Source organism: Dyella sp. (assembly GCF_036568765.1).
In the GTDB taxonomy this organism is placed as follows: Bacteria; Pseudomonadota; Gammaproteobacteria; order Xanthomonadales; family Rhodanobacteraceae; genus GSA-30.
Genome location: NZ_DATCRY010000315.1, coordinates 1 through 14,771, shown reverse-complemented (window position 1 = coordinate 14,771; position 14,771 = coordinate 1). Strand labels below are relative to the sequence as shown.

Annotated in this window: 15 protein-coding genes; 10 read left to right on the top strand and 5 right to left on the bottom strand. The window is 63.6% G+C overall.

The genetic code is table 11. From position 1 onward, the window contains the following. Nucleotides 1–1,445: 1-deoxy-D-xylulose-5-phosphate synthase (gene dxs, locus VIM98_RS19815; protein WP_331994827.1), on the bottom strand; the 1,445-nt coding region annotated here is incomplete at its 3' end. 136 nt (nucleotides 1,446–1,581) lie between these two features. Between dxs and VIM98_RS19810 the strand changes: the two genes are divergently transcribed. Next, entirely contained in the window at nucleotides 1,582–2,010 is a 429-nt protein-coding gene (locus VIM98_RS19810; RefSeq protein ID WP_331994826.1) for a low affinity iron permease family protein, read from the top strand. On the opposite strand, the gene VIM98_RS19805 is transcribed toward VIM98_RS19810, so the two are convergent. Beyond that, nucleotides 2,007–2,609 (bottom strand): HNH endonuclease, encoded by a 603-nt coding sequence (locus VIM98_RS19805; protein WP_331994825.1) that lies wholly within the window; start codon nucleotides 2,607–2,609, stop codon nucleotides 2,007–2,009. The genes VIM98_RS19810 and VIM98_RS19805 overlap by 4 nt on opposite strands. Nucleotides 2,610–2,860: 251 nt before the next feature. On the opposite strand from VIM98_RS19805, the gene VIM98_RS19800 reads away from it, so the two are divergent. Next, the gene (locus tag VIM98_RS19800; RefSeq protein WP_331994824.1) at nucleotides 2,861–3,613 is read left to right on the top strand and encodes a SapC family protein; all 753 of its coding nucleotides are present in this window, start codon (nucleotides 2,861–2,863) and stop codon (nucleotides 3,611–3,613) included. Between the two features lie 100 nt (nucleotides 3,614–3,713). Here the strand turns inward: VIM98_RS19800 and VIM98_RS19795 are convergent, their stop codons facing one another. The 3 genes from VIM98_RS19795 to VIM98_RS19785 form a co-directional block, all read right to left on the bottom strand. Beyond that, entirely contained in the window at nucleotides 3,714–4,187 is a 474-nt protein-coding gene (locus tag VIM98_RS19795) for a GNAT family N-acetyltransferase (protein WP_331994823.1), read from the bottom strand. A 191-nt stretch (nucleotides 4,188–4,378) separates the two neighbouring features. Continuing rightward, a complete protein-coding gene (locus VIM98_RS19790; RefSeq protein WP_331994822.1) occupies nucleotides 4,379–6,148 on the bottom strand; it encodes an acyl-CoA dehydrogenase C-terminal domain-containing protein in 1,770 nt (589 codons plus the stop codon). A gap of 44 nt (nucleotides 6,149–6,192) precedes the next feature. Further along, on the bottom strand, nucleotides 6,193–6,675 hold the full coding sequence (locus VIM98_RS19785) for a hypothetical protein (protein WP_331994821.1): 483 nt from the start codon (nucleotides 6,673–6,675) through the stop codon (nucleotides 6,193–6,195). A 182-nt stretch (nucleotides 6,676–6,857) separates the two neighbouring features. Between VIM98_RS19785 and VIM98_RS19780 the strand changes: the two genes are divergently transcribed. The 8 genes from VIM98_RS19780 (at nucleotide 6,858) to VIM98_RS19745 (ending at nucleotide 14,550) form a co-directional block, all read left to right on the top strand. Next, the gene (locus VIM98_RS19780) at nucleotides 6,858–7,328 is read left to right on the top strand and encodes an SET domain-containing protein (protein ID WP_331994820.1); all 471 of its coding nucleotides are present in this window, start codon (nucleotides 6,858–6,860) and stop codon (nucleotides 7,326–7,328) included. A 96-nt stretch (nucleotides 7,329–7,424) separates the two neighbouring features. Then, complete coding sequence (locus tag VIM98_RS19775) at nucleotides 7,425–7,943, top strand: RDD family protein (RefSeq protein WP_331994819.1); 519 nt, start codon at nucleotides 7,425–7,427, stop codon at nucleotides 7,941–7,943. Nucleotides 7,944–7,953: 10 nt separating this feature from the next. Beyond that, nucleotides 7,954–8,634: an RDD family protein gene (locus tag VIM98_RS19770; RefSeq protein ID WP_331994818.1), complete on the top strand. Its 681-nt coding sequence runs from the start codon at nucleotides 7,954–7,956 to the stop codon at nucleotides 8,632–8,634. Next, complete coding sequence (locus tag VIM98_RS19765; RefSeq protein ID WP_331994817.1) at nucleotides 8,631–9,608, top strand: stage II sporulation protein M; 978 nt, start codon at nucleotides 8,631–8,633, stop codon at nucleotides 9,606–9,608. Before VIM98_RS19770 ends, VIM98_RS19765 begins: the two co-directional genes overlap by 4 nt. Beyond that, nucleotides 9,598–11,133, top strand: coding sequence for a DUF4129 domain-containing protein (locus tag VIM98_RS19760; protein ID WP_331994816.1), 1,536 nt, complete (start codon nucleotides 9,598–9,600; stop codon nucleotides 11,131–11,133). The genes VIM98_RS19765 and VIM98_RS19760 overlap by 11 nt, the downstream gene beginning before the upstream one ends. Beyond that, the gene (locus VIM98_RS19755) at nucleotides 11,130–12,236 is read left to right on the top strand and encodes a DUF4350 domain-containing protein (protein WP_331994815.1); all 1,107 of its coding nucleotides are present in this window, start codon (nucleotides 11,130–11,132) and stop codon (nucleotides 12,234–12,236) included. The genes VIM98_RS19760 and VIM98_RS19755 overlap by 4 nt, the downstream gene beginning before the upstream one ends. Further along, a complete protein-coding gene (locus VIM98_RS19750) occupies nucleotides 12,233–13,243 on the top strand; it encodes a MoxR family ATPase (RefSeq protein WP_331994814.1) in 1,011 nt (336 codons plus the stop codon). The genes VIM98_RS19755 and VIM98_RS19750 overlap by 4 nt, the downstream gene beginning before the upstream one ends. After that, entirely contained in the window at nucleotides 13,243–14,550 is a 1,308-nt protein-coding gene (locus VIM98_RS19745; RefSeq protein ID WP_331994828.1) for a DUF58 domain-containing protein, read from the top strand. The genes VIM98_RS19750 and VIM98_RS19745 overlap by 1 nt, the downstream gene beginning before the upstream one ends. Nucleotides 14,551–14,771: the final 221 nt, after the last annotated feature.

Genomic DNA, 14,771 nt, shown 5'->3' with positions numbered 1-14,771 from the left:
CCGCCGGTTCCGATGCCGCGCGGGTAACGGATCGCGGCCGGCCCGGCATAGTGGAAGCCGGTACTCAGCATCATGCGGCATTCCTGTTCGTCGGCCGGCGCCATGATCACCATGTTCGGCAGGCAACGCAGGAAGGACAGATCGAAGCTGCCCGCGTGCGTCGCGCCGTCCGGACCCACCACGCCCGCGCGGTCGATGGCGAAGGTGACATCGAGGTTCTGCAGGGCCACATCGTGGATCGCCTGGTCGTAGGCGCGTTGCAGGAAGGTGGAATAGATCGCCACCACCGGCTTGGCACCTTCGCAGGCCATGCCAGCCGCCAGTGTCACGGCATGCTGTTCGGCGATCGCCACGTCGAAATAGCGCTGCGGATACTCCTTGGAAAAGCGCACCAGCCCCGAACCTTCGCGCATCGCCGGCGTGATGCCGAACAGGCGCGTGTCGGCCGCTGCCATGTCGCACAGCCAGTCGCTGAAGATGTCGGTATAGGTGGGCTTGGCCGGGCCGCTCTTCTTGATCAGGCCTGCCACTGGGTCGAACGGGCCGACCGCGTGGTATTCGATCTGCGCCTGCTCGGCTGGGGCGTAGCCCTTGCCTTTTGTCGTGATCACATGCAGCAGTTGCGGGCCGGGCAGGTCCTTGACCGTGCGCAGCGCGGCGAGCAGCTGCGGAATATTGTGGCCGTCGATCGGGCCGGTATAGTGAAAACCCAGCTCTTCGAACAGCGTGCTGGGCACGAACATGCCCTTGGCATGCTCTTCCCAGCGCTTGAAGAAGCGGCCGAAGAACGACTGCTTGGGAATCGCCCGCTTGGCTCGCTCGCGCCAGACATTGAGCGTACGGCTCGACATGGCGCGCGCCATCACCTTGGTCAACGCGCCGACGTTTTCGCTGATCGACATGCCGTTGTCGTTGAACACCACCAGCATGTTCGGTTCGACATCGCCACCGTGGTTGAGCGCTTCGAAGGCCATGCCGGCCGTCATCGCGCCGTCGCCGATCACTGCAACGACTTTACGGTTGTCGCCCTTGCGTTGAGCGGCGATCGCCATGCCCAGCGCGGCCGAGATCGAGGTCGAGGAGTGGCCGACGCCGAAAGTGTCGTACTCGCTTTCCTCTCGGCGCGGAAACGGCGCGAGGCCGTCCTTCTTCTTGATCGTGGTGATGCGATCGCGGCGGCCGGTGAGGATCTTGTGCGGATAGCACTGGTGGCCGACGTCCCAAACCAGGCGGTCGGTCGGCGTGTCGAATTCGTGGTGCAGGGCAACGGTCAGTTCGACTACGCCCAGGCCCGCCCCGAAATGCCCCCCGGAGCTGGCTACCGCTTCGATCAGGTACTGGCGCAGTTCGTCGGCGACGGCAGGTAGTTCGTCGTCGGACATGCGGCGTAGATCGGCCGGCGCGTCGATGCGTGCCAGATGGGGGAAGCGGGTAAGGTCGGTCATGGGCGGTATTGTTGGCCGACTGGCGGGGCGGGGCAAGGGCAGGAAAGTGAAAAAGCGGGGCCGGCGGCCTCCACGCCCAGGCCACACCGGCCTCGGCAGGCTGTGGCTCGGGACAGCCGTAAAAGGGTTTCGAGCCATGAGTACGCACAGTTCGTTTGGACGCTTCGCCGCAACCATCGCCCGCTATTCGGGCCGGCCGGCCGCCTTTGTGGGCGCGGTGGCGCTGATTGTCGTCTGGGCTGCGACCGGCCCGTTGTTCGGTTTCGGCGACACCTGGCAGCTGGTGATCAACACCGGGACCACGATCATTACCTTCCTGATGGTGTTCCTGATCCAGAACACGCAGAACCGCGACACAGCCGCCTTGCAGATCAAGCTGGACGAGCTTATCCGCAGCAGCCGAGCGCACAATTCGCTGTTGAACCTGGAAGAACTCGACGAAGACACCCTGGAGCGTATTCGCCGGCACTACTGCCATCTCGCCGAGCAGGCGCGCGAGGACCTCGAGCACTTCGAAGAGATGGCCGACCAGGAGGATGCGGCCGAGCCCGACGAGGGGCGTTAGCCCATGGCCTCGCGCCGGTTGCGCGGCAGATGGTTCATCAGGAACTCCATCTGGTCGGCCAGGATATTGCGGTTGGACAGGATCAAGTGCTCGACCCAGCTTGGCCGGTAGGGTACGGCCAGCAGCGGCATGTTGGCCTGCTGCGGGGTACGGTTGCTCTTCCTCAGATTGCACGACAGACAGGCGGCGACGACATTTTCCCATTCGTCCTTGCCGCGCTTGGAGATCGGCACGACATGGTCGCGCGTCAATTCGCCGCGGCTGAAATGGTTGCCGCAGTACATGCACAGGTAGCGGTCGCGGGCGAACAGGGCGGTATTGGTCAGTGCCGGTGCCGGGTCGATCGCGTGGTCGCGGCAGTGGCCCGTGCTGGCGACGATCGGATGCAATTGTAGGCGGCTTTGCCGCCCCAGTTCGCGATTCTGACCGCCATGCACGGTCAGGCAAGGGTCGCCCAGGGTCCAGGCCACCGCCTCGCGGACATAGAGGCAAACAGCTTCCTGCCAGCTGATCCAGTCGAGAATTCGACCGGCAGCATCCAGGGACAACACGCGGGTCGAATTCAGATCGGCGACCCGGTTTGGCACTTCCATCAGCATGTCGCGTCCTTCAGGCAAAGCGAAAGGTCGGTTTTTGCGATGTTGCGGTTGCTGGCAGCATAGAGCATTTCGTATTGCAAAACTTGTGCAAGCCCCTGAAACAGCGGGCTTAGGGGGCGAAAATGCTCGGGGTTCGCTCGCCAGCCGCCGCGCTGATATAGTGGGCGTTCATCTGTAGACCCGACGCCGGGTTATTGGGAGGGGGAGCCATAGGTGGCTACCCCGGCACGGCGGGGCAGAGGTAAAGCAACGTGGCTGAAGTACTTTTTTACGAGCGTCCGGTGCCGCTCAACCGCACCCAGCATAAGGATCTGCGCCTGAAGGGTTTGCAGAGCCTCAAGTTCGCCGCCAAGGTCCATTCCGTGCCGCTGACCGGCGTGGAATTTGCGCCGGCCGCGCGCGACATGCCGATTCTCTTCGCCGGCGCCACCATGGAGGAAGCCGGTCCGATGGCGCTCCTGGGCCTGCGCCAGAACGAGAACCTGTTCGTCGACGAAAACGGCGTCTGGGAAGCCAATGCCTACGTGCCGGCTTTCGTGCGCCGTTATCCGTTCGTGCTGGCCGAGAAGCCGGCCGGTCAGGAAGGCGACGATTTCACCGTATTCCTGGACGAAGCCTATGAAGGCTTCGGCAGCAACGAAGGCGACCGCCTGTTCAAGGAAGACGGCACCGACAGCGACATGCTGGCCAATGCCGTCAACTTCCTTGGCGAATTCCAGCAGCACGTCGGCCGCACCCAGTGGTTCATGGAGCAGCTGCGCAAGCACGACCTGCTCGAGCCGCGCAACATCCGTCTGGAAAAGGACGGCAAGACGATCAATTTGAACGGCCTGTTCGTCGTCAACGAAAACAAGCTGCGCGAGCTGGACGAAAAGACCGCGTACGAGTTCCTGCGCGAAGGCGTATTCGGCTGGATCTACGCGCACCTGCTGTCGCTGGCCAATATCGACCGTGCGGCACAGCGCCTGGATCGTCGCGAAGCGTCCGAGGCAACGAAGAATTGAGGATGGCCTCAAGGGCGATAAAAAAATGGCGCTTCGGCGCCATTTTTTTTAGGGGTGAGGGGAGCAGCGAGGGCGCTCCTCACCCCTAGAACCTCCCAAGCTAACGAACCGGCTTGGCGAGGCGAAGCATGTCCGTCTGAAACCCATTGCTGTCGTAGAGCGCGCGTGCACGCTCATTACCCGGCAACACCGCCAGCGTGATCAAGTGACAGCGATGCTCGCGCGCCCATTCTTCGGCATGGTCGAGCAGGGCGCGGGCGACACCGCGGCCCTCATGCGCCTGCGGCACCGCCAGGTCGGAGATATGGCAGTTGGCGCGCCCGGTGAAATAATCCTGGGTCTTCTGCAGATGGATGAAACCGACGCGCTCGCCATCGTCATCTTCAGCGACAAACAGGAAGCTGTTGGCGGGCTCGTCGTCGAGGTGACGGACCAGATCCTTGCGAATGCCTTCGATGCACTCGTGGCGTCGCCGCCAGGCAGGCAGGGGAAAGTCGACGAAGCGCGGAACCAGACCGAGGATGAAGTCGTCGTCGTCCTCGGCCAGGCGGATCAGAAACGATGTGTCGCTCATGACGGAACCGGGCTGTTGCGGGCTGCCTTGGTTCTACACCGTTAGTGGGGGCTTGGGGAAGTCCCAAGCTGGAGGGTCCGAGATGGGACACGGGTAACGGGGACTCAAGCTCGATGGTCTGCGTCGCCCGAAGGTTTAGCGGAAGGCGCGATCATGCGCCCCCGCTACCCATCTCCCGTCTCCGGAAGACCTCAAACCACTTCAGGCAATGTGCCCACGCCAGCTTCGATTGCCGCCTTGTGCGTCAGGCAACGCGGCAGGATGCGGCTGAAGTAGAAGTTCGCCGTATCCAGCTTCGCCTGCTTGAACGCTGCGGATTTGCCAGCCGCTGCCGCCGCGCTGCGCGCCCACATGTAGGCCAGCGAGGCATAGCCGGAGTAGTAGAGATAATCGATCGCGGCCGCGCCGAGCTCTTCGGCATTGCCCTGCACGCGCTGCGCCAGCTTGAGTGTGAGCTCGCCCCATTCCTTGGCCAGTTGCGCCAGCGGTCCGACCAGATGAGCGAGTGCGGCATCGCTGCCATGCTGCTGGCAGAACCCGCCGATTTCGGCGAGGAAATGCTTGAAGCCGGCGCCTTGCAGTTGGAGGATCTTGCGGCCAAGCAGATCGGCTGCCTGGATGCCGGTGGTGCCTTCATACAATGTGATGATGCGTGCATCGCGTACGAACTGCTCCACACCGTTTTCGGCGATATAGCCGTGGCCGCCGTAGATCTGCAGGGCTTCCTTGGTGCTCTCCTGCGCCAGTTCGGTCACCATGCCTTTGGCGATCGGAATCAGGAACGCGACCAGTTCGCTGGCTTTGTTGCGTGCGGCTTCGTCCTGCGCGCGCGCCTCGATATCGGTTTGCAGCGCCGTATACAGCAGCAGCGCGCGTGAGCCTTCGACGATGGCGCGCTGGGTCAGCAGCATGCGGCGCACATCCGGTTGCACCAACAGATTGTCGGCCGGCTTGTCGGGGAATTTCGGGCCGGACAGCGCGCGCGACTGCAGGCGCTCGCGCGCATAGTTGAGGCTGTTTTGCAGCGCGCGCTCGGATAGCGCCAGCCCTTGCACGCCTACCGACAGGCGCGCGGCATTCATCATGGTGAACATCGCCGCCAGCCCCTTGTGCGGCTGGCCGATCAGGAAACCCTCGGCACCGTCGAAGTTCATCACGCAGGTGGCCGAGCCGCGAATGCCCATCTTGTGCTCGATCGCACCGGCGGCCACGCTGTTGCGCGCGCCGAGCGAGCCATCGCCGCCCACCTTGAACTTGGGCACGATAAACATCGAGATGCCGCGGCTGCCGGCCGGTGCGTCAGGCAAGCGAGCCAGCACGAGGTGGATGATGTTCTCGGCCAGATCGTGCTCGCCGGCGCTGATGAAGATCTTGGTGCCGCTGATGCGGTAGCTGCCGTTCTCGCCGGGTTCGGCGCGGGTCTTGAGCAGGCCCAGATCCGAGCCGGCCTGCGGCTCGGTCAGGCACATCGTGCCGGTCCAGCGACCCTCGACGATCGGCTTGAGGTAGGTTTCCTTCTGCGCGTCGGTACCGTGGATCTCCAGCGCATGACACGCGCCTTCGGAGAGCAGTGGGTACAGGCTCCAGGCCAGGTTGCCGGACTGGAAGATTTCCATCGTCGCCGTACCCAGCGCATTGGGTAGCGCCTGGCCGCCGAAGGCTTCGGCCTGGGTCAATCCGGCCCATCCGCCATCGGCGAACGCGCGGAACGCCTCCTTGAAGCCTTTTGGGGTGACGACCGTCTGCGTGCTCTTGTCGTATCGACAACCTTCTTCGTCGCCCGGACCGTTGGTCGGTGCCAAGACCTGCTCGCTCAAGCGGCCGGCTTCCTCCAGCACCGCGTCGAGCAGATCGCGGGTATGGCCTTCGCCGCCCTGCAAGGCAGTCAGTTGCGGCTCGGCGCCGAGCACGTCATACAGAGCGAAACGCAGATCGTCGAGCGGGGCCTTGTAGATCGTCATACGTCAGGGTCCTTGAGAGAGTTTCGTTATCTGGGTGCGCGTTTTCAGCGATAAGTGTTTGGGATGCCGGGGACCGGCGAAAACCAGTCGTTGCCGTGGAAAGCGAAGTCGCGCACTTCTTTTTCCTGCTCGGGTTTGGCCCGCGTGCGGCCGGTGAGCGAATAGGCGAGCGAGCCGGCGCTGCCCTTGGTCGCCAGGGTCTTGATCGCCGCGCTCATATCGGCGGTCGGCAGCACATTGACCTGGGTGACATCGCCGGCGAAGGCGGGGATATCCAGGTCGAAGCTCGCATGCAATCGCACCGGGATGCCGTCGGCGACCTTCAGTTCGCCGTCCAGCGAGTGGAAATCCATGCTGCCGTAGCTGTTGTTCTGGATGCGCACCGTCAACAGCCACTGTCCGTCGGGACGCACAGCCATCTCCTGGATCGTCACAGTGGGCGGAAAAACACTCTTTTTCGGTGGCCCGCAAGCGGCCAGGCCGGCGGCGAGGGCACCCAGGGCAATCAGGCGTAGCAGTCGTTTCATGAAGTCATGGCCTCAAACGATTGTTTGAATATAGCAGAACGAGGAGCGCTTGGAGAGGAGTGACAGGTATGAGCCAGAGTTCCCGTAGCCACCGGTTTCCACTCTTGTTCCTTCCTCCTCTCCACTCACCCCTCAATCTAGGGCATCATCCCGAACTTCCCTCAAGCCATACGCCAGACCTCATGACCCGACGCATCGTTGCCCGCCGTTCGCCGATCCATGGCAATGGCGTTTTTGCCGTGGAGCCCATCGCCAAGGGCGAGTTCGTCATTCAGTACAGGGGCACGCTGACGACCAACGACGAAGCCGACGAGCTTTACGGCGACGGTGGCGAGACGGGACATACGTTCCTGTTTACGCTCAACGACGACTACATCATCGACGCCAATCGCAAGGGCAATACGGCGCGCTGGATCAATCACAGCTGCGACCCCAACTGCCAGGCGCTGATCGAAGAAAGCGACAGCGGCGATCCGCGCAAGGACAAGGTCATCATTGAGGCGATCCGCAAGATCAAGCCGGGCGAAGAGCTCACCTACGACTACGGCATCGTGCTGGACATGCCCCATACGGCGCGTCTGAAAAAAATCTGGGCCTGCCGCTGCGGCTCGCCCAAATGCATCGGCACCATGCTCAAGCCCAAGCGCAAATAATTTTCGCGCCGCATTGAAGCGGCGCGAAAGACAGGCCTATACTCGACGCTCAAGTGTCCGCCGTGGGGGCCGGACACGTTGAGGGATCGGGGAGTCATGGAAGTCAATCCGTATGCGGCACCGCAGGCGCCCGTCAATGACGTGGTGCCGGACACGTCTGGCAGTAACGAATATCTCAACGCCAGCCGTGGCCGGCGACTTGGGGCGGCTCTGCTGGATGGCTTGATGGTGTTGGCCGCCTTTCTGCCGGCCTTCTTCTGGGGGTTTTCTTCCGCGCTGCGTTCTTCGACCTCGGGCAAGGTGCCTGGGTGGTGCGGTGTAGCGATGCTATTGATCCTGTGCATTGTTGCCGCAATCAACTGCGCGCTGCTAAGCATGTACGGCCAGACCATCGGCAAGCGCATGCTCGGTATCAAAGTGATCCGTACCGACGGCGATGAGGTCTCGCTGGGCCGCTTCATCTTCCTGCGCTTTCTTCCGGTGGGCCTGTTGGGTCGAATTCCTCTGGTCGGTCCGATCGTTACGCTGGTCGATTGCCTGATGATCTTCGGTGCGGAGCGACGTTGCCTGCACGATGTCTTCGCCGACACCATTGTCGTCTACGTCAAAGACTGACCGCCGCGCGATGCTCGATACGATTCGCCAGATCGAAACGCCCGAGGGAGTGTTCCTGCGTTTGCATGCCGCCGGTGCGCTACCGCGTGCGCAGGCGTGGCTGATCGATTTTGCGATCCGCGCGGCGGTCTTCTGGGCAGTGATGATCCCATTGGCGCTGCTGGGTGAGGGCGGAATGGGGATCGGAGCCCTGGTGGTGTTCGCCATGACCTGGGTCTATTCGGTCGTATGCGAAGTCTGGTTCGGAGGACAGACGCTGGGCAAGCGCGCGCTCTCGTTGCGCGTGGTGGGAGCCGACGGCGCACCGATTACGCTGGTGCCCTCGGTAGTACGCAATCTGTTGCGCGTTGTAGACATGCTGCCTGGCGTATATGGAGTCGGTTTGATCAGCACGCTGGTCGATCCTCATGCACGCCGGCTCGGCGATGTGATCGCCGGCACCATGGTGGTTCATGTCGTCGATACGCTGGGCGGCAACCAGGTGCCGACCGTGCCGGCCGAAGCGCCGCCGCGGGCGCTGTCGAGCGAAGAGCAGGCGATCATCGTGGAGTTTGCCGAACGCTGTCCGCAGCTGACGCCGCAACGACAGCGCGAATTGGCGGATCTGCTCTCGCCGCTGACGGGGCAGACGGGCGACGCAGGCGTACGACGCCTGGTCGCCTTCGCCAACTATCTACTGGGCCGCGCATGAAACAGGAACGCTTCGTCGCCTTGCACGGTAGCGACTGGGACACGCTGGAAAGCTGGTTGCGACAGGTCGAGGCGCGCCCGCAGCGCACCATGCGCAGTCCCGAGGCGGTATCGTTTCCCGCCGACTATCGGCGCCTGTGCCATCACCTCGCCCTGGCCCGTGCGCGCGGCTACAGCCGCGAAGTCACCGAGCGCCTGCAGCGCATCGTCGATCGCGGCCATCGTCTGCTCTACCGGCCGCCGGCACCGCGGTGGCGGCGCATGGCCAATTTCCTCATCGCCGGTTTTCCACGTCTGGTGCGCAAGGAGTGGCGCTACATGGCGCTGGCGGCGGCCTTGCTCTATGTGCCGGCGTTGATCTGCCTGTTGCTGGTGACTTTCAGGCCGGAATTTGCGCACAACGTCTTCGGTAGCACGCAGCTGGCCGAGTTCGAGCGCATGTACGACCCGGCCAACAGGCACATCGGCCGCAATAGCGGCACCGATCTGGGCATGTTCGGCTACTACATCATGAACAATGTCGGCATCGCCTTCCGCACATTCGCCTCGGGATTGGTCGTGGGCATTGGCGCGGTCTATGTGTTGGCGATGAACGGCGTGATCTTCGGCGCGTTGGCCGGCCACCTGGACAATATCGGCTACGGCGCGCCGTTTTGGCGCTTCGTGGTCGCGCATGCATCGTTCGAATTGACCGCGATCGTGATTGCCGGTGGCGCGGGTTTGCGTCTGGGGTTGACCTTGCTCGCACCGGGCCGCCAGCGGCGCGGTCCTGCGATGGTCGAGGCTGGCTGGATTGGCGCACAGCTCGCACTGGGTGCGTTCGCCATGCTGGTCGCGGCCGCCTTTATCGAAGCGTTCTGGTCATCGGTGGCGAGTTTTCCCGATTGGCTCAAGTACGGCAGCGCCATGGCGTTGTGGGTGCTGGTGGGATGGTGGCTACTGCGCGGCGGTGCGGGAGAAAGCCGTGGAACTTGAGCGCATCGGCGTTGCCTTGAGACCGCGCACGGCACGCGAAGCGGTCGATCTGGGCGCGGCGATGCTGCGCGCCCATGCCGTGCCGGTGTGGGCGGCCTGGTTCGCCTTCACGCTGCCGTTTGCCTTGGTCTTCATCGGCCTGGGATACATCGTCGGCGTGCCCTGGCTCGGCCTGCCGCTGCTATGGTGGTTGTTGCCCCTGTTCGATCGCCTGCCGCTGTTCGTGCTGTCGCGCGCGGTGTTCGATCGGCCGCCACGCTGGCGCGAGACCTTGCGCGGCCAGCGTAAGCTGCCCTGGGCCGGGACGTGGGCATCGTTGACATGGCGCCGGGTGGATAGCCAGCGTTCCTTGCGATTGCCGCTGGAATTGCTTGAGGGCTTGACGCGCCAGCAGCGTGGGCCACGTTGGCGCGTGCTGCGCAGAAACATAGGCGGCTCGGCGACCATGCTGACCTATGGCTGTTTCCTGTTGGAGCTGGTGCTGTTTGCGAGTGTGTTCCTGCTCGCCGTATTGTTCGTGCCGCACGAGTTGATCTCCGATCCGTTCGGTGGATTGTTTGGCCGCGATGCGCACGGTTCGTCGTTAGGGCTTTCGGTCGCTGTGCCTATGGTTGGCTATCTGGCGATGAGCGTGATCGAGCCATGGTACGTCGCCGCGGGGTTCGGTTTGTATCTCACGCGGCGCACGCAACTGGAGGCATGGGATATCGATCTTGCCTTTCGTCGTATGCGCCAGCGTCTGCTCGATGCAGGCGCCGCCGCAGCCATTGTGCTGGCCTTGCTGGTGGCGTTTCATCCTGCTCATGCGGCAGATATCCATCCGCCGGCTTCAAGCAGCGATAAGACCTCGCCCCCTGTTGTCCAGCTCGACGATGTTTTCCGGCCGGTGGAGCCGGGCAGCGAACAGGCTTTTGTCGACGCCGCCCATCGTACCTTTGCCGATCCGCGTTTCGGGCGCGAGGTCAAGAAGCTGCAATGGGTACGGCGCAAACCTGCCAAGCCCAAGCCCGATGAAGTTACCAAGGGAAACATCGGTTTTCCCGATCTGGTCGCCAGCGGTATCAATTTAGTGTTGTGGCTCTTGCTCGGCGCGGCCATTGTCGTACTGGGAGTATTTGCCTGGCGCTATGCGCGCGCTTATGCGCGCCGACAGGAAGAGGACAGGCCCGCAACGGAGTTGCGTACCGCAGTCAGCGCGGTGAAGTCGGAAGAAATTCTGCCGGACGACTTGGCGGGGAGCGCGCGCGCACTGTGGCGCGCAGGGCTGCGGCGCGAAGCGCTGGCGCTGCTATATCGCGGCTGCGTCGCAGGGATGGCTGCGGCGGCGGACCGCGTGCCTGACGACGCCACCGAGGCGGAATGTCTGCGCCGCGCCCGCGCGATCGAGAACGAGGAACTGCGTCGGCGTGCCGTGACGATCGTACGCACCTGGCAATATGCCGCCTATGCCGATCGCTATCCTAGCGACGAGGAAGTCGAATCGTTGCTGCATGGATGGCCGGCGCAAGGGATGGGCCGGACATGAATCGCGCCTCCGTGACCATCTTGCTTATCGTGCTCGGCGTCCTCGGTCTGGGGGCGTTGGGGTTCTTCACCAACTACGAGCGCCGGCTGGTCGACAGCTACGATCGCCCCAGTGGCGAAGCGCGTTATAACCGTTTCTTTGCCTTGCAGCGTACGCTCGAGCAACTGCATGCACCGGTCAAATCGGTCACGACGCTCGATCCCGGAGAGGTGCCGCTGAAAACAGGCGACACGGTGGTGCTTGGCGGCGACCTGAGCAACATCGACAACATCGATGCGCAACGGCTCGGCGACTGGGTGCGCGAAGGTGGCAACCTGGTGCTCGACCAGACCTTGGCCGATGCGAACTCGCATACGCCACTCATGCAGCAATTCAAGCTCCTGCAGTCAAAGATAGGCGCATATGGCTGCAATCGAATCGCCACGGGCCCCGGCAAGGAGGATCGTTTTGACCTGTGCGGCCGACGCATGCAGCCTGCGGCGCACGCCACGGTCGAAGCATCGGTCGGCGACAGCAAGGACGGTTATCTCATGCTGCGCATGAAGGCCGGGCAGGGTACGGTCAATTTCTTGAACATGTATGTGCTGGTCAACAGCGAACTACGCGGCGTGCCACAGCAGCGTTTCGTGCGGCGCTTGCTCGAGCCGGGATTCGGCGAAGGCAAGTTCTATCTCGTCTACGAGCTGGACGGGCCATCGTTCTGGGTCAAGCTCATCACACAAGGCTGGCCCGCGTTGCTCGCCCTGACGTTGCTGTTGCTGGCCTGGGCCTTCGCGCACGGTGAGCGTCTCGGGCCGGTCATTCCTTTACCTCCTTTGCGTCGTCGCGCCTTGCTCGAACACGTGCAGGCCGTCGGCGAGTTCCTGTTTCGGCGCGACAATGGCTACACCTTGCACGGCATGGCCTGCCGCTCTGTGCTGGCGCATGTGCGGCGTGTCGATCCGCTGTGCGCGGCGCTGAATGACGACGCCTTGCATCGACGCCTGGCCGAACGCTATCGACTCGATCCCGCGCAGGTGGCGCGGGCCTTTCAGCCGCCCGCGAACGCACCGGCGTTTCGCGACAGCCTTGCCATTCTGGCGCGACTCAGGAGCCGCCCATGACGACCGACACCGCCCTTGCCGAAAACAGCCAGCCGGAGGTCACGCCGCTACCGCTCAGCGAGCTGGCTGCCCGCACGGCTGCCCTGCGCGAACAGGTGGCGCGCGCTTTCATCGGCCAGACTGATGTATTCGATCAGGTGCTGCTGGCGTTGCTCGCTGCCGGCCATGTGCTGATCGAAGGCGTGCCGGGTCTGGGCAAGACGCTGTTGGTGCGTGCGCTATCGGCTTCCGTGAGCTGCACCTTCGGACGTATCCAGTTCACCCCCGATCTGATGCCGACCGATGTCACCGGCCACGCCGTCTACGATCCCAAGGCAGAGCGGTTCCAGATTCGTCGAGGGCCGGTCTTTGCCAATATGCTGCTGGCCGACGAAATCAACCGCGCCCCGGCCAAGACGCAGGCCGCCCTGCTTGAATCGATGCAGGAAGGGCAGGTCACGATCGAAGGACGCCGCTTTGCGCTGCCGGCACCGTTCATGGTGGTGGCAACACAGAACCCGATCGAGCAGGAAGGTACCTATCCGTTGCCGGAAGCGCAGTTGGATCGGTTTCTGATCAAAGTCGTCATCGGCTATCCGACGCTGGACGACGAGAAGCGCATGGTGGAGGAAGTATTGAGCGGCCGCATTGCCGCCGGGTTGGATGTGTCGCGTGTCGAGCCGGTGCTGACATTGCCCGAGCTGCAAGCGTTGCAGCATGGGGTGGCGACACTGCATGTCGATCCGGCCGTCATCGACTACGCCGTGCGGATCACCCGCGCTACGCGCGAGTGGCCCGGTGTGCTCGGCGGCGCGGGGCCGCGCGGCGCGTTGGCGTTGGTGCGACTGGCTCGCGCGCAAGCGGTCATGGACGGCCGCGACTTTGTCACCCCTGACGATGTGCGCAGCGTGGCGCTGCCAGCCCTGCGTCATCGCCTGATGCTGGCACCCGAAGCCCTGATCGAACGGCAGCGCGCCGACGATGTATTGCGCGCGCTGTTGCACAAGGTGGCAGCGCCGCGCCAATGATGCGTCCGGGCGTTGCATTGCTGGGGCTATTGATCGGCTGGACCGTCGTTGGCGTACTGGCGGCGACCGGCTGGCTGCCGTTATGGGCCTGGCTTGCCTTCGGTGCACTGCTTTGCGCGTTGGCCGTCCTCGATGGCTGGCGCTTGCGGCGCCAGCCCAGTCCACAGGCACGCCGTCACTTGCCGCCGGTGGCGCCGCTGGTGAATGAGTGGAAAGTCGGTCTTCAATTGCGCTCCGCTGCGCGCCGTGCCCAGCGCATCGATGTGCACGATCTGCATCCGGGCGAGTGGCCGGTGCGCGGCATGCCGCGCCAGCTACGGCTTGCGCCAGGACGTGAGATCGAGCTCGACTACGCTGTATCGCCAAGCGGCCGCGGCCAGTTCGTCTTTGCCGGCTGTCAGGTTCGATTGCACTCGCCTTGGCGTCTGTGGACGCAGCGGCGAGTGGTGGGCGAATCGACGACGATTCGCGTGTATCCGAATTTTGCGCCACTGGCCGAGATGGCGGGCCTGAGCGTGGAGGTCGCCTCGCGCAGCGTCGGTGCGCGCCTGCAGCGCCGGCGCGGCGACGGTACCGAGTTCCAGGAGCTGCGCGAGTACCGCATCGGCGACAGTCTGCGCAAGATCGACTGGAAGGCGACGGCGCGCATTGGCCGTCCGATCTCGCGCGAATACCGCGACGAACGCAACCAGCAAGTCGTGCTGCTGCTCGATGGCGGCCGGCGCATGTTGGCGCAGGACGATCGCCTGTCCCATTTCGATCACGTGCTCAATGCCTCGCTCGCGCTGGCCTATATCGCGCTGCGTCAGGGCGATGCAGTCGGCATGCTGGCGTGCAGTGGAGAGGACATGCGTTGGCTACCGCCCCAGCAGGGTAGTGGCGGCATGGACATGCTGCTGGGTGCAGGCTACGACTTGCAGGCGCAACCTGTGGCCACCGATTACGTCAGCGCGGCGAGCAAGTTGCAACTGCACCAGCGCCGTCGTGCGTTCGTAGTTTTGATCACCAATGTTCGCGACGAGGACGATGCCGAGTTGCGCATGGCGGTCTCCATGCTGTCACGCCGTCATCTGGTATTGGTGGTCAGCTTGCGCGAAACCGCGCTCGACCGGGCGGCCATCGATGTGGGCGACACACTGGAATCGGCCCTGCGCAGCGCATCGGCCATGCAATACCTGACCGAGCGTGAAGCCATGCACGAGAAGCTGCGCCGCGAAGGCACCGCTGTGCTCGACGTCACCTGCAATGAACTTTCCGGGCGACTGATCGAGCGTTATCTCGCCGCCAAGCGAGATGGACGGTTGTAGGCAGCGCGTCGGGCATCCGAAAGACTGAGGCTTACTCCGTCGATCTCCGGCTCCCCTGGCTTTGCCAGGGCACAGCGATGTTGCTTGCGATGAACCTTCCGGTCGGCGGATCGAGCGCTGTCTCGCCGCAAGCGGGATGGGCGATTGTGGATGGCGCGTCGAGCATGCGAAACACTGAGATTCGCCGCAGTCGGCTCCCTCTCCCCTGGCTTTGTCAGGGC